The organism is Carbonicoccus niuqiaonis (assembly GCF_050157065.1).
Classification (GTDB): Bacteria; Actinomycetota; Actinomycetes; order Propionibacteriales; family Propionibacteriaceae; genus Avipropionibacterium.
Genome location: NZ_CP189573.1, coordinates 2,442,450 through 2,463,926, shown reverse-complemented (window position 1 = coordinate 2,463,926; position 21,477 = coordinate 2,442,450). Strand labels below are relative to the sequence as shown.

General features: G+C 69.3%; 18 protein-coding genes and 1 rRNA gene. 17 read left to right on the top strand and 2 right to left on the bottom strand.

Annotated elements, in window-relative coordinates:
• Positions 1-14: 14 nt before the first annotated feature.
• Positions 15-1,538, bottom strand: coding sequence for a gluconokinase (locus ACQBAU_RS11245; protein ID WP_465256529.1), 1,524 nt, complete (start codon positions 1,536-1,538; stop codon positions 15-17).
• Positions 1,539-1,853: 315 nt separating this feature from the next.
• Here ACQBAU_RS11245 and infC point away from each other — a divergent pair, with 315 nt between their 5' ends.
• The 7 genes from infC (at position 1,854) to pheT (ending at position 8,976) form a co-directional block, all read left to right on the top strand.
• On the top strand, positions 1,854-2,537 hold the full coding sequence (gene infC, locus ACQBAU_RS11240) for a translation initiation factor IF-3 (RefSeq protein WP_465259506.1): 684 nt from the start codon (positions 1,854-1,856) through the stop codon (positions 2,535-2,537).
• 141 nt (positions 2,538-2,678) lie between these two features.
• Positions 2,679-2,873 (top strand): 50S ribosomal protein L35, encoded by a 195-nt coding sequence (gene rpmI / locus ACQBAU_RS11235; protein ID WP_465256530.1) that lies wholly within the window; start codon positions 2,679-2,681, stop codon positions 2,871-2,873.
• Positions 2,874-2,991: 118 nt separating this feature from the next.
• Entirely contained in the window at positions 2,992-3,369 is a 378-nt protein-coding gene (gene rplT / locus ACQBAU_RS11230; protein WP_434551474.1) for a 50S ribosomal protein L20, read from the top strand.
• A 38-nt stretch (positions 3,370-3,407) separates the two neighbouring features.
• Complete coding sequence (locus tag ACQBAU_RS11225) at positions 3,408-4,211, top strand: TrmH family RNA methyltransferase (RefSeq protein WP_434551473.1); 804 nt, start codon at positions 3,408-3,410, stop codon at positions 4,209-4,211.
• Positions 4,212-4,232: 21 nt separating this feature from the next.
• Complete coding sequence (gene ligD / locus ACQBAU_RS11220; protein ID WP_434551472.1) at positions 4,233-5,195, top strand: non-homologous end-joining DNA ligase; 963 nt, start codon at positions 4,233-4,235, stop codon at positions 5,193-5,195.
• A 179-nt stretch (positions 5,196-5,374) separates the two neighbouring features.
• Positions 5,375-6,484, top strand: a complete 1,110-nt coding sequence (pheS, locus tag ACQBAU_RS11215) for a phenylalanine--tRNA ligase subunit alpha (RefSeq protein ID WP_465256531.1) — start codon at positions 5,375-5,377, stop codon at positions 6,482-6,484.
• Positions 6,481-8,976 carry a phenylalanine--tRNA ligase subunit beta gene (pheT, locus tag ACQBAU_RS11210; protein WP_434551470.1) on the top strand — a complete coding sequence of 832 codons (2,496 nt, stop codon included), beginning with the start codon at positions 6,481-6,483 and terminating at the stop codon, positions 8,974-8,976. The genes pheS and pheT overlap by 4 nt, the downstream gene beginning before the upstream one ends.
• A 61-nt stretch (positions 8,977-9,037) precedes the next feature.
• Here the strand turns inward: pheT and ACQBAU_RS11205 are convergent, their stop codons facing one another.
• Positions 9,038-9,502 carry a hypothetical protein gene (locus tag ACQBAU_RS11205; protein ID WP_434551469.1) on the bottom strand — a complete coding sequence of 155 codons (465 nt, stop codon included), beginning with the start codon at positions 9,500-9,502 and terminating at the stop codon, positions 9,038-9,040.
• A 233-nt stretch (positions 9,503-9,735) separates the two neighbouring features.
• Between ACQBAU_RS11205 and ACQBAU_RS11200 the strand changes: the two genes are divergently transcribed.
• The 10 genes from ACQBAU_RS11200 to ACQBAU_RS11155 all read left to right on the top strand — a co-directional run bounded on the left by ACQBAU_RS11200 (position 9,736) and on the right by ACQBAU_RS11155 (position 21,375).
• Complete coding sequence (locus tag ACQBAU_RS11200; protein WP_434551468.1) at positions 9,736-10,404, top strand: TetR/AcrR family transcriptional regulator; 669 nt, start codon at positions 9,736-9,738, stop codon at positions 10,402-10,404.
• A gap of 59 nt (positions 10,405-10,463) precedes the next feature.
• A complete protein-coding gene (gene argC, locus ACQBAU_RS11195; protein ID WP_465256532.1) occupies positions 10,464-11,495 on the top strand; it encodes an N-acetyl-gamma-glutamyl-phosphate reductase in 1,032 nt (343 codons plus the stop codon).
• Positions 11,492-12,643 carry a bifunctional glutamate N-acetyltransferase/amino-acid acetyltransferase ArgJ gene (gene argJ, locus ACQBAU_RS11190; protein ID WP_434551466.1) on the top strand — a complete coding sequence of 384 codons (1,152 nt, stop codon included), beginning with the start codon at positions 11,492-11,494 and terminating at the stop codon, positions 12,641-12,643. Before argC ends, argJ begins: the two co-directional genes overlap by 4 nt.
• 59 nt (positions 12,644-12,702) lie before the next feature.
• A complete protein-coding gene (gene argB, locus ACQBAU_RS11185) occupies positions 12,703-13,629 on the top strand; it encodes an acetylglutamate kinase (RefSeq protein ID WP_434551505.1) in 927 nt (308 codons plus the stop codon).
• Positions 13,626-14,852, top strand: coding sequence for an acetylornithine transaminase (locus ACQBAU_RS11180; protein ID WP_465256533.1), 1,227 nt, complete (start codon positions 13,626-13,628; stop codon positions 14,850-14,852). The genes argB and ACQBAU_RS11180 overlap by 4 nt, the downstream gene beginning before the upstream one ends.
• Positions 14,849-15,784: an ornithine carbamoyltransferase gene (gene argF, locus ACQBAU_RS11175; protein ID WP_434551464.1), complete on the top strand. Its 936-nt coding sequence runs from the start codon at positions 14,849-14,851 to the stop codon at positions 15,782-15,784. Before ACQBAU_RS11180 ends, argF begins: the two co-directional genes overlap by 4 nt.
• Positions 15,785-15,789: 5 nt before the next feature.
• On the top strand, positions 15,790-16,338 hold the full coding sequence (locus tag ACQBAU_RS11170; RefSeq protein WP_434551463.1) for an arginine repressor: 549 nt from the start codon (positions 15,790-15,792) through the stop codon (positions 16,336-16,338).
• Entirely contained in the window at positions 16,316-17,773 is a 1,458-nt protein-coding gene (argH, locus tag ACQBAU_RS11165; RefSeq protein WP_434551462.1) for an argininosuccinate lyase, read from the top strand. The genes ACQBAU_RS11170 and argH overlap by 23 nt, the downstream gene beginning before the upstream one ends.
• A gap of 145 nt (positions 17,774-17,918) precedes the next feature.
• Positions 17,919-19,181: a tyrosine--tRNA ligase gene (gene tyrS, locus ACQBAU_RS11160; protein WP_434551461.1), complete on the top strand. Its 1,263-nt coding sequence runs from the start codon at positions 17,919-17,921 to the stop codon at positions 19,179-19,181.
• Positions 19,182-19,860: 679 nt separating this feature from the next.
• Positions 19,861-21,375: ribosomal RNA gene (locus ACQBAU_RS11155) — 16S ribosomal RNA — on the top strand.
• The last annotated feature ends 102 nt before the right edge of the window (positions 21,376-21,477 follow it).

Here is a 21,477-nt window from a genome sequence, read left to right as displayed (position 1 = left end):
GTCGAAGCGCAACCTCAGTCGTCGGCCAGCACGCCGGCGTACACCCGCTCGAACTCGGCCTGCCGCTCCCGGTAGTACGGCAGGCATTCCGGCCGGGGTTGGTGCGTCTCGGCCACGTCAGCGGGGGTACGTGTCCCGTACGGCAACACCAGGTCGAGGGTCAGCAGCGCCGTCCCGTGCAGGGTCGACCGCTTGATCGTGACCGGCGTGACCGGGGCGTTCATCGCATCGGCCAGCACCGGCAGCAACTCCGGCAGGTCGCTGCCGACCCGCCCGCTGGCCAACAGCTGGCTGGGGGTGCCGGCGATCTCGGCCAGCTGCTGGGCGACCCGGACGTAGCTCAGCGCGATCCCCTCGAGCAGGCCCTTGGCCAGGTCGAGCCCGGTGTGGGCGGCGGTGAGCCCGGTGATCACGGCGCGCGCATCACCGGCCCAACCGGTCGACCGCTCACCGGTCAGGAACGGCAGGATGAGCGGCGTGTTGTCCGACGGCCCGGCGAGCACGGCCCGGGTGATCTCCTCCTTCGGCGGCAACTGGGCGATTCCCTCCAGCCACGCCACCGCGCGGCCGACGTCGTTGAGGGCACCACCGACCAGGCTCCGGGTCCGGTCGACCCGGTAGCACCACAGCCCGGTGCCGACCCGCTCGGGCACCTCGTCGACGAGCACCCGCATCGCGCCCGACGTCGCCGCGGCGAGCACCCAGCTGTGGGCGTCGGTGCCGCCGGCGCCGACGTTGCTGGCCAGGCCGTCACTGAGGCCGGGCAGCCACGGCACGTCGGCCACGACGTCCCAGTGCTTGGGGCGACCCGAGTTCTTGCCCGAGCCGCGGCCGCCGACCCGGTGTCCGGTCCCGGTGTCGGTCAACGGCTGGTCGGGGTGGTGGACCGGCGACAGCTGCTCGGCGCTGATGCCCGCGGCGGCCAACATCTCGGGGTCCCAGTCGGCGGTGTGGCGATCGAGCATGCCGGTCCAGGCGGCGACCGAGGTGCCGGCGCCGGTGACGCCCAACAGCTGCAGGTGGACGTACTCGCTGAGGGACAGCCAGGTCCGGACCGACGCCACCAGCTCCGGCCGGGTCACTGCCAACCAGCGCAGCCGGGCCGGCAGGTAACTGCTGTGGATCCGGGTGCCGGTGCGCTGTTGCACCTCGAGTTCGTCCAGTTCGTTGCGGAGCTCGGCGACCTGTGGGGCGCACCTGCTGTCGGCGTAGGTGTAGCAGGGGGTGACGGCCCGCCCGTCGGCGTCGACGCCGATCAGTGAGGCAGAGAAGGTGTCGATGCCGACACCGGCGATGCGGCCGCGGTGCTGCTTCGAGAGCACCTCGTCGATCACCTGGACGATCTCCTCGACGACCTGGTCGGGGTCGATGGTCGAGGTGCCGTCGGCGCCGGTGGTGAACTGGTGGCGTACCTTGTGGCGTTGCCCCGACACCGGCCGGCCGAGCGCGTCGTACACCCCGCCACGGGTGCCGGTGGACCCGACGTCGAGGGCGAGGACCAGCGGATCGACCGCGTCCGAGGGATCCACTGACAGCATGTTCGCGCTCCTTCGTCACCTGACACCGACGTGTGTGGGTCACGCTATCGGGCGCGGTGGGTGAGTCAACGCGGTGTTTTGCCCGGACGTGGGGTGGCAGCGTAGGATGGTGCGCGGTTCACCCGTCGACGGCGGGTCGACCGCATCCAAGTGGAGACCTGATCTCCCACCCGAACGACGCCCCCGCGGTTGTCGACGGGTCGGTACCGGCCAGGACGTGCAGACGTCGTGCCGGCGCTCTTCAGGTCTCCGCGTGGTCCGCGGAGACCTTCGTCGTTCCCGGGTGTCGACAGTGACACATACCCAGGAGGACACATCAGCACTGAACCACGCATCAACGATCGGATCCGCGTTCCCGAGGTCCGGCTCGTCGGCCCGGCCGGGGAGCAGGTCGGCATCGTGGCAACCGCAGACGCGCTGCGACTGGCACGTGACCAGGACCTCGATCTGGTCGAGGTGGCTGCACAGGCGCGGCCGCCCGTGGCCAAGCTCATGGACTACGGCAAGTTCAAGTACGAGGCCGCGCAGAAGGCGCGCGAGTCCCGTCGCAACCAGACCAACACCGTGATCAAGGAAATGAAGCTCCGGCCGAAGATCGACGACCACGACTACGAGACCAAGAAGGGTCACGTCGTGCGGTTCCTCAAGGGCGGCGACAAGGTCAAGATCACGATCATGTTCCGTGGCCGCGAGCAGTCGCGCCCGGAGCTCGGCTTCAACCTGTTGAAGCGGTTGGCCGAGGACGTGTCGGAGTTCGGCTTCGTCGAGTCCTCGCCCAAGCAGGACGGGCGGAACATGTTGATGGTGATCGGGCCGACCCGGAAGAAGACCGAGGCCAAGGTCGAGGTGAAGGCCGAGCGTGACCGGCGGGCCGCCGAGCGCAAGGCTGAGGTCGAGGCCGAACACCGCGAGCTCGCCGAGCATCGCGCGAACTCGACGCCGAGCACCCACAAGAAGCGTGGTCCGGCCGACAACATGGATCCCGACATCGACGTCTGAGCGGGACCGAGCACGACCCACCACCAACCGGTGGGCCGCCGCGAGGCAGCGGCACACGTACGGAATGACCCCGACCGAGCACCCTCGGTACGGGCCAGGGCCGGGTTTGCCCGGTGGAGATTGACGAAGGAGCGGCTGACGATGCCGAAGATGAAGACGCACTCCGGTGCCAAGAAGCGGTTCAAGATCACCGGAACGGGCAAGGTGCTGCACCGGCAGGCGGGCAAGATGCACATCAACGAGCACAAGCCGACCAAGCAGAAGCGCCGTCTCGAGGGCACCAAGGAGCTGTCGCCCAACGACACCCGCCAGGCCCGCAAGCTGCTGGGTCTGTAAGACCCGACCTCGTCCGCGACGCGTCACCGACCACCCGGTGGCGCGCCTGAACCCGGCGCCGTGAGCACGCCCGACGTGCTCCGGCTCACCTCGAACCACCAGCAAGGAGAACAACGACATGGCACGCGTCAAGCGGTCCGTCAACGCCCAGAAGAAGCGCCGCGAAGTCCTGGACCAGGCGTCCGGCTACCGGGGGCAGCGCTCGCGCCTCTACCGCAAGGCCAAGGAGCAGATCAGCCACTCGCTGACCTACGCCTACCGCGACCGCCGCGCCCGCAAGGGTGACTTCCGTCGGCTGTGGATCCAGCGGATCAACGCCGCGGTCCGCGCCGAGGGCATGACCTACAACCGGTTCATCTCCGGCCTGCGTACGGCCGGTGTCGAGGTCGACCGCAAGATCCTCGCCGACCTCGCCGTCACCGACGAGAAGGCGTTCGCCGCGCTGGTCCAGGTCGCCAAGGACAACCAGCCTGCCACCGCGAGTACGGCCGCCTGACCGGCGCCGACCGCAGTACCACCCAGCCAGGACCAGACGTGTCCACGGTCGAGCCGACCGGACTGCCCATCGCATCGGCGGGGCAGCTCCGGTCGGCTCGTCGGCTGTCCAGCCACAAGCAACGGACCCGGACCGGCACCTTCCTGGCCGAGGGGCCCCAGGCGGTGGCCGAAGCCCTCGACCATGCCGACCTGGTACTGATCACCCCGCAGGCCGCCGACCGCCACCGTGACCTGGTCGCCGCCGTGCTCGACCGCGGGATCGACGTCGCGACCACGGCCACGCTCACCGGGATCGCCGATGCCGTGACCCCGCAGGGGATCGTGGCGGTCTGCCGTACCCTCCACGTCGACCTGGCGACCGCGCTGGCCGGTGGGCCGCGGCTGGTCGTGGTGCTGGCGCAGGTCCGCGACCCCGGCAACGCCGGCACGGTGATCAGGTGCGCCGACGCGTTCGGCGCCGACGCCGTCGTGCTGACCCGCGACTCGGTCGACCCGTACAACCCCAAGTGCGTGCGGGCCAGCGTCGGCAGCCTGTTCCACCTGCCGCTGGTGATCGACGTCGAGCTGGCCGACGCGCTCGCCGCCTGCCGGGCGGCCGGCACCCAGGTGCTGGCGACCGCCGGCTCCGGCGACGCCGACCTCGACGACCTCAACCGGAACGGTGGGCTCACCCGGCCCACCACCTGGCTGTTCGGCAACGAGGCCTGGGGCCTGCCCGAGTCCGACGCCGCGCTCGCCGACCGGGTGGTCGGCATCCCGATGTGGGGCCGGGCCGAATCGCTCAACCTCGCCACCGCCGCCGCGGTCTGCCTGTACACCACCGCCGCCGCGCAACGCTGAACCGCCAGTACCCTCTGCTCCATGGCCGCCAACACCAGCCCCGCGATCGAGGTCGAGGTGGGGGAGCGGACGGTGCGGGTCAGCAATCCCGACCGGGTCTACTTCCCCGACCAGGGCTGGACCAAGAAGGACCTGGTCGACTACTACCTGTCGGTCGGCGACGGCATCGTCCGGGCGCTGCGGGAGCGGCCGACCATGCTGCACCGGTTCCCGAAGGGGTTGGCCGGGGACAAGGTGCACCAGAAGCGGATCCCGCGGGGTGCCCCGGACTGGGTGGAGACCGTACGCCTCCACTTCCCGCGGTACGGCCTGCATGCCGATGAACTGTGCGTCACCGAACTCGCGCAGGTGATCTGGGCGGTGCAGATGTCGACCGTCGAGTTCCACCCGTGGAACTCGCGGCGCGCCGACACCGAGTCGCCCGACGAGTGGCGGATCGACCTCGACCCCGGGCCCGACTGCGGGTGGGACCGGGTGCAGCGGGTCGCCCACGTGGTGCACGAGGTGCTCGACGACCTCGGTGCGACCGGCTGGCCGAAGACCTCAGGCGGGCACGGACTGCACGTGTACGTCCGGATCCCGGCCGAGCACGGGTTCGCCGACGTCCGCCGGGCCGCGCTCGCGTTCGCCCGGGAGGTGGAACGCCGCGCCCCCGACGAGGTCACCACCGCGTGGTGGCGCAAGGACCGCGACCCGGCCGCGCTGTTCGTCGACTACAACCAGAACGCCCGTGACCACACGATCGCGGCCGCCTACTCCGTACGAGGGGTGGCGGCCGGTACGGTGTCGGCGCCCGTGCGCTGGGACGAGATCGACGACTGCGAACCCGACGACTTCACCATCGCCACGATGCCCGGCCGGTTCGCCGAGCTAGGTGACCTGCACCACGGCATCGACGAGGCGCCGTATCGGTTGGACACCCTGCTGGAGTGGGCCGACCGGGACGAGGCCGACGGGGCGGCGGCACCACCCGACCCGGAGTGAGGCCGGCGCCCGTGCGTACGTCCCGGGTCCGGGCTGCGGCGCCTCGACGGGGAGCGCGGTGAAACCCGCTGTCTGGTGCGGAGCCACCTCTCTAGACTGTCCGATGGCCTTGGGTGCCGATGCCCTCGCGCCGACCACATGATCACGCCGCGTCGCGGCACAGGTGAAGGGGGACCGGGTTGTCCGGGCCGAGCAGCAGTGATGGACCAGACGAGGTGACGGCGCCGACCGCGGAGCGGGTCGAGCAGCTGGTACGCGAGGCCATCGCCGCCTTTGCCCAGGCCACCACGGCCGCCGACCTGAACACCGCGCGACTGGCCCACACCGGTGATCGTTCCCCACTCGCGTTGGCGAACCGGGGGATCGGCCAGCTGCCACCGGCCGACCGCAAGGACGCGGGTCGACTGATCGGGCAGGCGCGAGGCAAGGTCAACCAGGCCCTGGCTGCCCGCCGCGAGGAGGTCGAGGCCGCCGAGCTGGAGACCATGCTGCAGGCCGAGACCGTCGACGTGACGGTGCCGGTGGAGCTGTCGCCGGTCGGTGCGGTCCACCCGATCACCGGACTGATTGACAGGATCAGTGACGTGTTCGTCGCGATGGGCTGGGAGGTCGCCGAGGGGCCCGAGGCGGAGGCGGAGTGGCTCAACTTCGACGCCCTCAACATCGCACCTGATCATCCCGCACGGGGCGAGACCGACACCCTGTTCGTCGATCCGCCGGAGGCCGGTGTGGTGATGCGCACCCACACCTCACCGGTCCAGGGTCGCACCCTGCTCGACCGTGAGCTGCCGGTGTACGTGGTGTGCCCGGGCAAGGTGTACCGGGCCGACGAGTTCGACGCCACCCACGTACCGGTCTTCCACCAGATCGAAGGACTCTGCGTCGACAAGGGCATCACGCTGGGCCATCTCAAGGGCACCCTTGACCACTTCGCGCGCGCCATCTTCGGTGACGTACGCACCCGGATCCGGCCGAACTACTTCCCGTTCACCGAGCCGAGCGCCGAGCTCGACCTCGAGTGCTTCGTCTGCCACGGCGACTCGGTCGGCAACCCGGATCGCCCCTGTCGGACGTGCTCCAGCGAGGGCTGGATCGAGTGGGGTGGCTGCGGTGTGGTGAACCCGCGCGTGCTGATCGCCGCCGGGATCGACCCGGAGGTGTACTCCGGATTCGCGTTCGGGATGGGGATCGAGAGGACCATGATGTTCCGCAACAACGCCGCCGACATGCGTGACATGGTCGAGGGCGACATCCGTTTCAGCCGTTCGCTGGTCGGGGGTGCGCGATGAAGGCCCCGGTCAGCTGGTTGCGGGAGTACGCCGAGCTCGGTGATCAACTCGACGCGCGCGCGTTGGGGGAGTCGCTGATCCGTGCCGGGTTGGAGGTCGAGACCGTCGACGAGGTCGGCGGTGACGTCACCGGGCCACTGGTGATCGGTCGGGTGCTCGACTTCGCCGACGAGCCGCAGAAGAACGGGAAGACGATCCGCTGGTGCACCGTCGACGTCGGTGGTCACAACCCCGACGGCGAGCCGGGTCGCGGGATCGTCTGCGGGGCAGGGAACTTCGCGGTCGGTGACCTGGTCGTGGTGGCACTGCCGGGTGCGGTGCTGCCGGGCGACTTCGCGATCGCCGCGCGCAAGACGTACGGTCACGTCTCCGACGGCATGATCTGCTCCGCGACCGAACTCGGCCTGCCCGACGACGGCCTCGACGGCATCATGATCATGAACGATGTCGGGGACCTGTCCCCGGGCGACGACGCCCTGCCCGTCCTCGCCCTGCGCGACGAGGTGCTCGACATCGCGGTCACCCCCGACCGCGGCTACTGCTTCTCGATCCGCGGCCTGGCACGGGAAGCGGCCACCGCCGCCGGCGTCGCCTTCCACGACCCGGTGGACCGACCGGTCCCGGCCGAGGTGGCCGACGGCCATCCGGTGGTACGCGAGGGCGACGGCTGTCCGCTCTTCGTCGCGTTGACCGTGACCGGGCTGGACCCGTCCGCCCGGTCACCACGCTGGCTGGCGCGCTGGGTCCAGCTGGCCGGGATGCGCCCGATCTCGCTGGTCGTCGACGTGACGAACTTCGTGATGCTCGCGACCGGACAGCCCTTGCACGCCTACGATCGTGCCCGACTGACCGGACCGATCACGGTTCGTACGGCCCGGGCCGGGGAGCGGCTCACCACCCTGGACGACCAGGTCCGCACCCTCACCGGCGATGACCTGTTGATCACCGACGACTCCGGGCCGATCGGGCTGGCCGGGGTGATGGGTGGGGCCAGCACCGAGATCGGTGCCGACACCACCGAGGTGGTGCTCGAGGCCGCCCACTTCGACGCCCGACGGATCGCCGGCACCTCGCGTCGGCTCCGGCTCGGCTCCGAGGCGTCGCGCCGGTTCGAACGGGGGGTGGATCCGGCGGCGACGTACGCCGCGGCCCACCTCGCCGCCGGACTCCTGGTCGAGCTCGGCGGTGGCACCCTGTCGGCGGATGAGACCGTCAGCGGTGTCGTACCGGCGATGCCGACCACCCGGATCGACGCCGGCCTGCCCGGCCGCATCCTGGGGGTCGAGGTCGCCGCCGACGGCGTGGTCGACATGCTGCACGACGTCGGCTGCCGCGTGGAGGCCGACGGTGATCAACTCGCGGTGACGCCACCGACGTGGCGTCCTGACCTGACGGATCCGTACGACTTCGTCGAGGAGGTGGGCCGGCAGGTCGGCCTCGACACCATTCCGCCGGTGCTGCCGACCCCGCCGGCCGGCCGCGGGCTGACCAAGCGGCAGCAGGTGCGCCGGGCGTTGCAGGCCGCGCTGCCCGGTGCCGGCTTCACCGAGGTGTTGACCTTCCCGTTCGTCTCCGACGCCGACATCGACCACCTGGGGGTGCCTTCCGACGACGGCCGACGTCGACTGGTCCGACTGGCCAATCCACTGGCCGAGACCTCGCCGTACCTGCGCACCTGTCTGCTGCCGGGACTGTTCGGGGCCGTCGCGCGCAACCTCAGCCGCGGCAATGACGACCTGGCACTGTACGAGTCCGGGTCGGTGTTCCGGGCGAAGCCCGAGGCCGTGACCGCCCCGCGGCCGTCGGTCGCGCAGCGGCCCACCGACGACGAACTCGCTGCGCTGGACGCCGCACTCCCCGAGCAGCCGGAGCGGCTGGCGGTGGTGCTGACCGGCATGTGGCGTCGTGAGGGGTGGGCCGGCCCCGGCGAGCCGGTGGCCTGGACCCATGCGGTCGCGTTCGTCGAGATCGCGGCTCGGGCGTTGGGGATCGAGTTGCGGCGGGTCGCCGACCATGATCATGCTCCCTGGCACCCCGGACGGTGCGCACGCTTCGAGCTGGCCGACGGCACCCTGGTCGGCCACGCGGGGGAGGTGCACCCGACGGTGGTCAAGCAGTTCGGCCTCCCGGCACGGACCTGCGCCGCCGAGATGGATCTCGAAGTGCTGGTCGCGGCCGCTCCCGACGGGGGTGACGTGGCGAGCCTCGACACCTTCCCGGTGGCGAAGGAGGACGTTGCGCTCGTGGTCGACGCCGCGATCCCGGCCGCCGTGGTGGAGCAGACCCTGCGCGAGGGGGCCGGACCGCTGCTGGAGTCGATCCGGCTGTTCGACGTCTACACCTCCGAACAGCTCGGTGAAGGCAAGAAGTCGTTGGCGTTCGCGTTGCGGCTGCGTGGTGACCACACGTTGACCGACGCGGAGGCGGCCCAGGTGCGCGATGCCGCCGTCGCCCGTGCGGCCGAACACCACGGGGCCGTGCTGCGCGGCTGAGAACCAGGCCGAGTTGCCCGGGCCCGGATTGCTCCGGGCCCGGACTCGTTCACCGGTCGGGTCAGCCTCGCCGCCAGAGGGCGACCACCGCAACCAGGCCCGCGAGGCAGGGGATCACGCCGGCCCAGCCGAACAGCGGCGGCAGCCCGGTGTCGCCGGAGGTGTCGGTGACGGTGAGGGCGAACAGGGCGACCGTCGTCGCCCCCAGCCACAAGGTGGATGCCAGGATCCGAGCCGCCCAGCGGTGGCCTCGGCGAGCCGTCCACACCGCTGACAGCCAGCCGAGGATGCCCACGCCGCCGACCGTGGCCAGGATGATCAGGTAGACCAAGGCCGCGGTCTCGATCTCGGCCACGGAGTAGCCGGGATACCCGGCCCGGATGTGGCCCGCGAGCAGCTGGCCGGTGGCCCGATCGAGGAAGGGCAGCGCGAGTGCGAGCACGGTGAGCCCCAGGCCCACGTACATCGCCGTGAGCGCGGTGCGGGGGCGGGTCGGTGTCGCTGCAGGGAAGGTGAGGGTGCTCATGAGTGGATCCTCTCCGGTGGTGGAACGAGATGGTGATCGTGGCTGGTGGCACGGTGCCGGACGGCCCCGCGGTGGTAGCGGGGGGCACGGCGGCGCCTCGGCCTGATCGACTTTCGGAACATGTTTGGAAAGTTAGCACTCCGATCAATCCGCTCGCCAAGCCTTTGTTCTGCCACCCCTCCCTTCCGTCATCCACCCGTGACGGCAGGCCGCACCTCCGGCAAGATGGGACCGTGGCAGGCACCCAGGTTCCGTCCGGTCGCACCGGCCGCCCGGCGGTCACCTCGCGACCGCAGATCCTCGCCGCGGCGCGTGCGTTGATCGACCGCGACGGCTGGGACACCCTCACCATCCGCCGGCTCGCCGGTGAGTTGGGGATCGGTGCGACCACGCTCTACCACCACGTCCGGGACAAGCACGAGCTGTTGGTGCTGCTGCTGAACGAGCATCTCGCTCGGCAGGCTCGTCCCGAGCTGCCGGCCGAACCGCTGGAGCGCATCATCGTCGTCGGGGTCGCCCTCCGTGACGCGCTGGCGACGTGGCCCTGGGTGGCCGAGGCGGTGGCGGTCGACGGCTTCATCGCCTTGCTGGACGAAGGCGCGCTGTGGACCGTGGAGGAGATCGTGTCGACCGCCGTGGCTGCCGGCTGTGACGAGGCCGAAGCTGTAGCCCTGTTCCGCAACGTCTGGTACCTGGCCACCGGCGAGGTGGTGGTGCGGGCCCGGACCCTCCGGGGCCGCCCCGGCGGCGTCGAGCTCGGCGATGGCTTCTTGTCCCACATCGATCCCGAGGTGATGCCACAGCTGGCCACGATCGGTGCCCGCTGGCCGGAGTACGCCGCGCGCGACACCTATCTCGACGGCCTGCGGGCGATGGTCACCGGCATGTTGCCGGGCGCATGAGGGCCCCGGCCCCGCAAACTCGATTGCATAGTTATTCCAAGTCAGGCATAGTTATGCTCATGAAGCTGAAGGTCGGAGTGGCGGGAGCCACCGGGTACGCGGGCGGCGAGCTGTTGCGGCTGCTGCTGTCGCACCCCGAGGTCGAGATCGGTGCGTTGACGGCGGGATCCAGCGCCGGCACACGACTGGGGGAGCACCAGCCCCACCTGCTGCCGCTCGCAGACCGCCCGATCGAGCCGACCACCGCCGACGCCTTCGCCGGCCACGACGCGGTCTTCCTCGCGTTGCCCCACGGCACCTCCGCCGAACTTGCCAACGCGCTGCCCGACGACGTGCGGGTGCTCGACTGTGGCGCCGACTTCCGCCTCACCGACGCCGACGCCTGGCAACGGTTCTACGGCACCGAGCACGCCGGGAGCTGGCCGTACGGCCTGCCGGAGATGCCGGGCGCCCGGAAGCTCCTTGCCGGTGCCCGACGGATCGCCGTCCCGGGGTGCAACGTCACCGCGGTCACGCTCGCGCTGCTGCCGGCCGTGGTGGCCGGGATGATCGACGGCCGGGACGTCGTGGTGACGGCTGCGGTCGGGCCGTCGGGGGCGGGCAAGTCAGCCAAGCCGCACCTGATCGGGTCGGAGTTGATGGGGTCGGCCACCCCGTACGCCGTCGGCGGCAGCCACCGGCACACGCCGGAGATGCAGCAGAACCTCGCGGCGCTCGGTGCGGTCGACCCGACCGTCTCGTTCACCCCCGTCCTGGTCCCGATGTCACGCGGCATCCTGGCCAGCTGCAGCGCTCCGCTGTCGGGTTCGGTGACCGCCGAGCAACTGCAGGCCACCTATGCCGATGCGTACGCCGACGAACCGTTCGTCCACCTGCTGCCGGACGGTCAGTGGCCGCAGACGCAGTACGTCACCGGCTCCAACCACTGCCAGGTGCAGGTCGGCATCGACCGCGGCACCGGACGACTCGTCGCCCTCGCCGCCCTGGACAACCTCGCCAAGGGCACCGCCGGACAGGCGATCCAGTGCCTCAACATCGCCACGGGGCTCCCGGAGACCACCGGCCTGGCCGGACTGGGGGTTGCGCCGTGAGCACCACCACCCCGGCCGGCTTCGTCGCCGCCGCGGCGACCGCCGGCCTCAAGGCGTCCGGCAACCCCGACCTGGCACTGGTCCGCAACCTCGGGCCCCGCCACGACGCCGCCGCGGTGTTCACCACCAACCGGGTGCAGGCCGCACCCGTGGTGTGGAGTCGACAGGTCGTCGCCGACGGTCGGCTGGAGGCGGTCGTCCTCAACTCCGGTGGGGCGAACGCCTGCACCGGTCCGGACGGTTTCGCCGACACCCACGCCACGGCGGAGGCCGTGGCGACCGAGCTGGGCATCGGGGCGATCGACGTGGCCGTCTGCTCGACCGGGCTGATCGGCGTCCGACTCCCGATGGACAAGTTGCTCGGGTCCGTGCCCGGTCTGGTCGCCGGGCTTGCCGAGGATGCGGGGCAGGCTGCCGCCGAGGCGATCATGACCACCGACACCGTCCCCAAGACCGCCACGGTCCACGGCGACGGCTGGTCGATCGGCGGCATGGCGAAGGGGGCCGGCATGCTCGCGCCGGGACTGGCCACCATGCTCGTGGTGATCACCACCGATGCGGTCATCGGTGCCGAGGCGTTGTCCACCGCACTGCAGGAGGCCTGCCGGACGACCTTTGACCGTACGGATTCCGACGGTTGCATGTCCACCAACGACACCGTGTTGATCATGGCCAGCGGAGCCAGCGAGGTCACTCCGGAGGTCGCCACGTTCACCACGGCGTTGACGGCGTTGTGCGACGACCTGGCCGCACAGTTGATCACTGACGCCGAGGGGGCGAGCCACGACATCACGATCACCGTGACCCGGGCCGCCAGCGAGGCCGATGCCGTCACCGTCGGGCGGGCGATCGCGCGGAGCAATCTGTTCAAGTGTGCGGTGTTCGGCGGGGATCCCAACTGGGGCAGGGCGCTCTCGGCGATGGGCACCACCGATGCCGCCTTCGAGCCCGATGCGGTCGACCTCACCTTCAACGGGATACAGGTCTGCCGTGGTGGCGGGATCGGGGAACCCCGCGACCTGGTCGACCTGTCGGGACGTGGGGTGTCGGTCCTGGTCGACCTGCACGCCGGGACCGCGGAGGCCAGCATCCGGACCAACGACCTGACGTACGAATACGTGCGGGAGAACGCGGAGTACTCCACATGAGTGACACCCCGGTGACCGAGGTTCCCAGTGGCGACGCCACGGCCGGCGCGGAGGCGATCATGTCGCCTCGGGAGAAGGCCAGCATCCTGATCGAGGCGCTGCCCTGGCTGGAGGACTACGCCGGCTCCACCGTCGTGATCAAGTACGGCGGCAACGCCATGATCAACGACGAACTGAAGCAGGCCTTCGCCCAGGACATCGTGTTCCTGCGGCGGTGTGGGGTACGGCCCGTCGTGGTGCACGGCGGCGGACCCCAGATCTCCACCATGCTGCAGCGGCTCGGCATCGAGAGCGAGTTCCGTGGTGGCCTGCGGGTCACCACGCCGGAGGCGATGGACGTCGTCCGGATGGTGCTGGTCGGCCAGGTCGGCCGTGAGCTGGTCGGCATGATCAACAGTCATGGACCACTGGCGGTCGGGTTGTCGGGTGAGGACGGTGGCCTCTTCGTGGCCGAGCGTCGCGGCACCCAGGTGGACGGCGAGGCGGTCGACCTGGGGCTGGTGGGTGACGTGGCCGAGGTGCGGCCCGAGGCCGTGCTCGACCTGATCGAGGCCGGCCGGATCCCGGTGGTCGCCACCGTGGCCCCCGACGGGGACGGCCAGGTGCACAACGTGAACGCCGACACCGCCGCGGCCGCACTGGCCGTTGCCCTGGGCGCCGAGCGCCTGGTGATGCTGACCGACGTCGAGGGGCTGTACGCCAACTGGCCCGACGACCCGACGGTGATCTCGTCGATCACCACCACCGACCTGTCGGCCATGCTTCCCGGCCTCGCGGCCGGCATGGTGCCCAAGATGGAGGCATGCCTGCACGCCGTCGACGGCGGCGTCAGCCGGGCCACCGTGATCGACGGCCGGGTGCCACACTCGCTGTTGCTCGAGATCTTCACCGACGAGGGCAACGGCACGCTCGTCACCGGCCCGAACGATGCCACCGGCCCGAACGATGCCACCGGCCCGAACGACCCCACGGGAGCCACCGCATGACCGAGATCGACCACCTGACGGCCGGCGGCAGTTCCGCCAGCCTGACCGAGCGGTACGGCTCGGCGATGATGAACTCGTTCGGCCGCCCCAAGGCGGTGTTCGTCCGGGGCGAAGGCTGCCACCTGTGGGACGCCGACGGCCGCAAGTACCTCGACCTGCTGGCCGGGCTCGCCGTGAACGCGCTGGGCCACGCCCACCCGCTGGTGCTGTCGGCGATCACCAGCCAACTGTCCACGCTCGGTCACGTGTCGAACTTCTTCGCCACCCCGGCCCAGATCGCGCTGGCCGAACGGCTGGTGGCGATGACCGGCACCCACGCGAAGGTGTTCTTCACCAACTCCGGGGCCGAGGCGAACGAGGCCGCGTTCAAGATCACGCGGTTGACCGGGCGGCAGCGCATCATCGCGACCGAGGGCGCCTTCCACGGCCGCACCATGGGGTCGCTGGCGATCACCTGGAACCCGGCCTACCGCGAGGCGTTCGCCCCGCTGCCCGGTGACGTGACGTTCGTGCCCTACGGCGACACCGCCGCGCTGGCCGCGGCGATGGACGACACCGTCGCCGCGGTGGTCCTAGAGCCGGTGCAGGGTGAGAACGGCATCGTGGTCCCGCCGCCGGACTACCTCGACAACGCCCGTGAGTTGACCACGGCCCACGGCGCCCTGCTGTGGCTGGACGAGGTGCAGACCGGGATGGGACGCACCGGTGAGCTGCTGGCGCACCGCCCCGGGGGGCAGGGCTGGGCCGCCGACCTGATCACCGTTGCCAAGGGCCTCGGCAACGGGTTCCCGATCGGTGCCTGCCTGGCCACGGGCGACACCGCCGAACTGCTGGAGCCGGGCAACCACGGCACCACCTTCGGCGGCAATCCGGTGGCCGCGATCGCCGGGCTGGCGGTGCTGGCCACCATCGAACGTGATGACCTGCTGGCGCACACGCGCGAGGTCGGCGACCACCTGGCACGGCAGGTCACCGCCATGGACCACCCGCTGGTCAGCCACGTCCGCGGCCGAGGACTGCTCCGCGGGATCGTGCTGCACGAGGACGTGGCACCACAGCTGGTCGAGGCCGCGCAGGTCGCCGGGTTCGTGATCAACGCACCCCGCCCGAACGTCATCCGGATCGCCCCACCGCTGGTCATCACGATGGCCCAGCTCGACACCTTTTTGGAGGTTCTGCCACAGTTGCTTGATCAGGTCCAGATCCCCAAGGAGTCCCCATGAGCCTTCGTCACTTCCTGGCTGACGACGATCTCACCCCGGCCGAACAGGCCGAGGTGCTGGAGCTCGCACAGCAGATGAAGAAGGATCCGTACGGCTTCGACACCTTCGCCGGGCCCCGTCCGGTGGCGGTGCTGTTCGACAAGCCGTCCACCCGGACCAGGGTCTCCTTCGAGGCCGGGATCGCCGAACTGCAAGGGCATCCCATGATCATCGACGCCCAGGCATCCCAGCTCGGTCGGGGTGAGTCGATCGCCGACACCTCCCGGGTCCTCAGCCGTCAGGTGGGTGCCATCGTGTGGCGGACCGCCGGCCAGGAACGGATCGAGGAGATGGCCGAGTACGCCGACGTGCCGGTGATCAACGCGCTCACCGACGAGTTCCACCCGTGCCAGTTGCTGGCCGACCTGCTGACGGTGCGGGAGCGACTGGGTGACCTGAAGGGCCGCACCCTCACCTACTACGGCGATGCGGCCAACAACATGGCGCACTCCTACCTGTTGGCCGGGGTGACCGCAGGCATGCACGTCAGGCTGGCCGCTCCCGAGTCCTGTCGACCCGACCCCGCGATCGTTGCCCGCGCCGAAGCGCGGGCCGACGAGACCGGCGGCTCGGTGATGGTCACCGACCACGCTCAGGCTGCCGCGATCGGTGCCGACGTGATCGCGACCGACACCTGGGTGTCGATGGGGGCCGAGGCAGGGGCCGATGATCGCGAGGCGGCGCTGGCGCCCTACCAGGTCAACAAGGCGATCGTGCAGATGGCACGGCGACAGGTCGTGGTGCTGCACTGCCTGCCCGCCTATCGGGGCAAGGAGATCACCGCCGACGTGCTCGACGGGCCGCACTCGGCGATCTGGGACGAGGCCGAGAACCGGCGCCACGCACAGAAGGCGATCCTGCACTGGCTGGTGCAGCGCGCGAACGGGAGCTGAGGCCGATGGCCCAGCGTGCCCCGTTGAGCAAGGCGGCCCGACACGCGTTGATCACCGACCTGATCATGAAGCAGCCCGTGCGGTCACAGACCGAGCTCGCCGAGCTGCTGGCCGAGCACGGGGTGCGGGTCACCCAAGGGACGCTGTCGCGCGACCTGGTCGACGTCGGAGCCACCCGTGTCCGATCGACCCCCGGCCACCTCGTGTACGCGGTACCGGGCGAAGGCGGGGACCGCAGCGCCCAGTCGGGGGAGTCCGCACCGTTCGAGGCCAAGTTGGCTCGACTGTGCACCGAGGTGCTGGTGTCGGCGGAGTCATCGGCCAACCTCGTGGTGCTCCGGACACCACCCGGTGCCGCCCAGTACTTCGCCTCGGCGATCGACCGGGTGTCCCGTCCCGACATCCTGGGTTCCATCGCCGGCGACGACACCGTGCTGTTGATCACTCGCGATCCCGACGGTGGGCAACGGGTGGCCGACGAGTTCGTGATGCTGGCCAGTCGTACCGACGACAACGACCCGGGAGGAACCCATGACCCAGCCGCCACCGGCTGACCGTACGACCAGCACCCCCGACGGGCCGGCGGACCCGGGCCACGAGGGGCGGTTGTGGGGAGGCCGCTTCGCCGACGGACCCGCGGCCGCGATGTTCGCGCTGAGCGTGTCGACCCAGTTCGACTGGCGGCTGGCCCACCTCGACCTCGCGGGGTCGCGGGCGCACGCCGCGGCACTGCTGGGTGCGGGGCTGCTGACCACCGACGAGCACCGCGACCTGGCGGCCGGGATCGACGAACTGGCGCGCCGGGTGGAGACCGGCGAGTTCACGCCACGGGACGACGACGAGGACGTCCACGGAGCCCTGGAGCGTGGGCTGATCGAGATCTGCGGCCCCGAACTGGGGGGCCGGCTCCGCGCCGGCCGCTCGCGCAACGACCAGATCGCCACCCTGGTCCGGATGTACCTGCGGCAGGCGACCGGACTGCTGCGCAGCGACCTGCTCGACCTGGTCGACGCGCTGGCCGGGCAGGCGGCCGCCCACCCGGACGCGATCATGCCCGGCCGGACGCATCTGCAGTCGGCGCAACCGATCCTGTTGGCCCACCACCTGATGGCCCACGCCTGGCCGCTCGTCCGTGACGTGCAACGGATCGACGACCTGACCGGACGACTGTCGCAGAGTCCGTACGGTTCCGCCGCGCTGGCCGGCACCGCACTGGGGCTGGACCCGGTCGCGGTGGCCCACGACCTCGGGTTCGCCGACAGCGTGCCCAACTCGCTCGACGGCACCAGCGCCCGTGACCAGGTGGCCGAGGCCGCCTTCGTGTGCGCGCAGATCGGGATTGACCTGTCACGGCTCAGCGAGGACGTGATCCTGTGGAGCACCCCGGAGTTCGGCTTCGTCACCCTGCACGACGCGTGGTCGACCGGTTCGTCGATCATGCCGCAGAAGAAGAATCCTGACGTGGCGGAACTGGCGCGCGGCAAGTCGGGCCGGCTGATCGGCAACCTGACCGGGTTGCTCACCACCCTCAAGGGCATGCCGCTGGCGTACAACCGTGACCTGCAGGAGGACAAGGAGCCGATCTTCGACTCCCTCGACCAGTTGCAGGTGCTGCTGCCGGCGGTGACCGGAATGGTGGCCACGTTGCGCTTCCATCCCGAACGGATGGGCCCGCTCGCACCCGCCGGATTCGCCTTGGCGACGGACCTGGCCGACTGGTTGGTACGGCGTCGCGTGCCGTTCGCCCGGGCCCACGACCTCGCGGGGGAGGCCGTCCGCCGGTGTGAGGAGACCGGCCGGGAACTCCACGAGCTGACAGATGAGGAACTCTCCGACATCGCCCCCGAGCTGACCGGGGAGGTCCGAGAGGTCCTGACGGCCCCGGCCTCGGTGGCTGCCCATGACGCCCGCGGCGGTACGGCACCGGCGCGGGTGGCCGAGCAGCACGCCGAACTCGTCGAGCTGGTCGGGCAGCTGCGGAAGCAGTGATGCCGCCGGCGTCCGGCGTGGATCGTCGCACCGACGGCCGTCGGGCCACCGGTCCGTACGCGGAATCCCGATGCCGCCCGGGAGCGGGCTGAGGCAGACTGGTGCCCGGCCCCGGGAGTCGGCGGCCGAGCAGAGGGAGTGAGACGTGACCAATGTCCTGGACGAGTTGAGCTGGCGTGGCCTGGTGGCCGAGTCCACCGATGAGGCCGCCCTGCGGGAACACCTCGACTCCGGGCCGGTCACCTATTACGTGGGCTTCGATCCGTCGGCTCCGAGCCTGCAGGTGGGCAACCTGGTGCAGCTGCTGGTCGCCCGCCGACTGCAGGACGCCGGGCACCGGCCACTGATCCTGGTGGGCGGGTCCACCGGTCTGATCGGCGACCCGAAGCAAGCCGGTGAGCGGGTGCTGAACGAGCCGGAGGTGGTCGCCGGTTGGGTCGAGAAGGTCCGGGCCCAGGTGGGTCGGTTCCTCGACCTGGAGGGCGACAACGCGGCGACGATCGTGAACAACCTGGACTGGACGTCGGGGTTGTCCACCATCGAGTTCCTGCGTGACATCGGCAAGCACTTCCCGGTGAACCGGATGTTGGCGCGGGACGTGGTGGCCCGGCGGCTCGAGTCGGGGATCTCCTACACCGAGTTCTCGTACGTGCTGCTGCAGGCCCTCGACTACCGGGAGCTGTTCCGTACGTACGGCTGCACCCTGCAGTTCGGCGGCAGTGACCAGTGGGGCAACATCACCGCGGGGGTCGAGTTGGTCAGGCGGGCCGAAGGGGAGCGGGTGCACGCGCTGGCGACACCACTCATCACCAAGGCCGACGGCACCAAGCTCGGCAAGACCGAGAGCGGCACCATCTGGTTGGACCCCTCCCTGACGAGTCCGTACGCGTTGCACCAGTTCTTCCTGCAGGCCGAGGACAGCAAGGTGATCGACTACCTGAAGGTGTTCACCAACCGAACCCGGGACGAGGTGGCGGAGCTGGAGCGGCTGACCGAGGCGGAGCCCTACCGCCGGCACGCACAGCGGGCACTGGCCGACGACGTGGTGACCGTGGTGCACTCGGCCGCGGAGGCGGCCGGCGCCGCGACCGCCGCGGAGGCGTTGTTTGGGCGGAAGGACCTGTCCGAGCTGGACGCCGACACGCTGGCCGGCGTGTTCGCCGAGATCGGCGGCACCGCACTGCCCGGCGGGGAGCTACCGAGTGTGGTCGATGCCCTGGAGGCAAGTGGCGTGGTCGGCAGCAAGTCGGCGGCGCGACGGACCATCGCCGAGGGTGGCGCCTACGTCAACAACACCAAGGTGACCGATCCCGACGCGACCCTGACACGTGCGGACCTGCTGCACGGCCGCTACGTGGTGCTCCGACGAGGCAAGCGCACCGTCGGTGGCGTCCAGGTCGGTACCTGACACACCCGCCCGACGCACCCGTACGGACACCCCGGCAGAGCAGCTCTGCCGGGGTGCCGTCGTTCCCGGTGCCCCGTCGACGAGGCGTCGCGGGCCGGCCCAACGGCGGGCCCCAGGAGTGTGACCGTGAACACGCTGCCACGATTTGCAGCACCGCGAACGGTGCCCTAAGGTTTACCGAGTCGCAGAGAGCGGGGAACCGCAGGAAGCGACAGAGGCCAGCAGTCGGAGTTGACGCGAGTCGGACAAGCGACTAAGCTAGGCCGAGCCCCTGAAGGAGCCCAGCTCCCGAGGGTGGCACCCACAACCACCACCTGTAACCAGGTCTGGTGCGCGCCCAGGACAGGGCCCACCGACAGACTTGGGGAGGATGGAAAAGAGGCAGAAGCCCGGATTTGACACCGGGCCGAACACCTCAGTAAAGTAAGTCGAGTTGCCCCAAGCAGCGGTCGAGAGGCCAAAGCGCGGGACGCACCCGAAACTTGAGAACTCAACAGCGTGCCGAAAGTCAATGCCAAACAAGCAGTAAACCCGTGCTTGGCAACGGCGAAGGACACTCGTCCGGACCCGGAACCAAGTCGGATTCCTTTGAAGTAACACATGATAGATCCAGCAATGGGTCCGTCAGGCAAACTAAAGTTGAATGGAACCGACCGTTCGCGGTCGTAACCAATAGATTTCAACGGAGAGTTTGATCCTGGCTCAGGACGAACGCTGGCGGCGTGCCTAACACATGCAAGTCGAACGGTAAGGCCCTTCGGGGTACACGAGTGGCGAACGGGTGAGTAACACGTGAGCAACCTGCCCTTGACTTCGGAATAAGCACTCGAAAGGGTGTCTAATACCGGATACGACCTGACCCGACATCGGAGATGGTTGAAAGCTCTGGCGGTCAAGGATGGGCTCGCGGCCTATCAGCTAGTTGGTGAGGTAACGGCTCACCAAGGCGTCGACGGGTAGCCGGCCTGAGAGGGTGACCGGCCACACTGGGACTGAGATACGGCCCAGACTCCTACGGGAGGCAGCAGTGGGGAATATTGCACAATGGGCGAAAGCCTGATGCAGCAACGCCGCGTGCGGGATGACGGCCTTCGGGTTGTAAACCGCTTTCAGTAGGGACGAAGCGCAAGTGACGGTACCTACAGAAGAAGCACCGGCCAACTACGTGCCAGCAGCCGCGGTGATACGTAGGGTGCAAGCGTTGTCCGGAATTATTGGGCGTAAAGAGCTCGTAGGCGGTTGGTCACGTCGGAAGTGAAAACTCAGGGCTCAACCCTGAGCCTGCTTCCGATACGGGCCAACTAGAGGTATGCAGGGGAGAACGGAATTCCTGGTGGAGCGGTGGAATGCGCAGATATCAGGAGGAACACCAGTGGCGAAGGCGGTTCTCTGGGCATTACCTGACGCTGAGGAGCGAAAGCATGGGGAGCAAACAGGCTTAGATACCCTGGTAGTCCATGCCGTAAACGGTGGGCACTAGGTGTGGGACTCATTCCACGAGTTCCGTGCCGTAGCTAACGCATTAAGTGCCCCGCCTGGGGAGTACGGCCGCAAGGCTAAAACTCAAAGGAATTGACGGGGGCCCGCACAAGCGGCGGAGCATGCTGATTAATTCGATGCAACGCGAAGAACCTTACCTGGGTTTGACATATACCGGAAACACTTGGAGACAGGTGCCCCGCAAGGTCGGTATACAGGTGGTGCATGGCTGTCGTCAGCTCGTGTCGTGAGATGTTGGGTTAAGTCCCGCAACGAGCGCAACCCTCGTCCTATGTTGCCAGCGGATAATGCCGGGGACTCATAGGAGACTGCCGGGGTCAACTCGGAGGAAGGTGGGGATGAGGTCAAGTCATCATGCCCCTTATGTCCAGGGCTTCAAGCATGCTACAATGGCTGGTACAATGGGCTGCGAGCTTGCAAGAGTGAGCGAATCCCAAAAAGCCAGTCTCAGTTCGGATTGGGGTCTGCAACTCGACCCCATGAAGTCGGAGTCGCTAGTAATCGCAGATCAGCAACGCTGCGGTGAATACGTTCCCGGGCCTTGTACACACCGCCCGTCAAGTCATGAAAGTCGGTAACACCCGAAGCCGGTGGCCCAACCTTAGGGAGGGAGCCGTCGAAGGTGGGACTGGTAATTAGGACTAAGTCGTAACAAGGTAGCCGTACCGGAAGGTGCGGCTGGATCACCTCCTTTCTAAGGAGCCATATGGCGAGCCTGGCTCGTCCATCCGTCCGGATCCGAGGCGTACGTCCTCGGCCGGACAGGCACCGGAATGTGGAACATTGACCAGTAGGC

Excerpts from the sequence above, each read along its gene's own strand:
- argB (WP_434551505.1), top strand. The coding sequence starts at position 12,703 with ATGTCGCCTCGGGAGAAGGCCAGCATCCTGATCGAGGCGCTGCCCTGG.
- argF (WP_434551464.1), top strand. The coding sequence starts at position 14,849 with ATGAGCCTTCGTCACTTCCTGGCTGACGACGATCTCACCCCGGCCGAA.
- argH (WP_434551462.1), top strand. The coding sequence starts at position 16,316 with ATGACCCAGCCGCCACCGGCTGACCGTACGACCAGCACCCCCGACGGG.
- argC (WP_465256532.1), top strand. The coding sequence starts at position 10,464 with ATGAAGCTGAAGGTCGGAGTGGCGGGAGCCACCGGGTACGCGGGCGGC.
- ACQBAU_RS11245 (WP_465256529.1), bottom strand. The coding sequence starts at position 1,538 with ATGCTGTCAGTGGATCCCTCGGACGCGGTCGATCCGCTGGTCCTCGCC.
- rpmI (WP_465256530.1), top strand. The coding sequence starts at position 2,679 with ATGCCGAAGATGAAGACGCACTCCGGTGCCAAGAAGCGGTTCAAGATC.
- pheT (WP_434551470.1), top strand. The coding sequence starts at position 6,481 with ATGAAGGCCCCGGTCAGCTGGTTGCGGGAGTACGCCGAGCTCGGTGAT.
- rplT (WP_434551474.1), top strand. The coding sequence starts at position 2,992 with ATGGCACGCGTCAAGCGGTCCGTCAACGCCCAGAAGAAGCGCCGCGAA.
- ACQBAU_RS11170 (WP_434551463.1), top strand. The coding sequence starts at position 15,790 with ATGGCCCAGCGTGCCCCGTTGAGCAAGGCGGCCCGACACGCGTTGATC.
- ACQBAU_RS11205 (WP_434551469.1), bottom strand. The coding sequence starts at position 9,502 with ATGAGCACCCTCACCTTCCCTGCAGCGACACCGACCCGCCCCCGCACC.
- ligD (WP_434551472.1), top strand. The coding sequence starts at position 4,233 with ATGGCCGCCAACACCAGCCCCGCGATCGAGGTCGAGGTGGGGGAGCGG.
- ACQBAU_RS11180 (WP_465256533.1), top strand. The coding sequence starts at position 13,626 with ATGACCGAGATCGACCACCTGACGGCCGGCGGCAGTTCCGCCAGCCTG.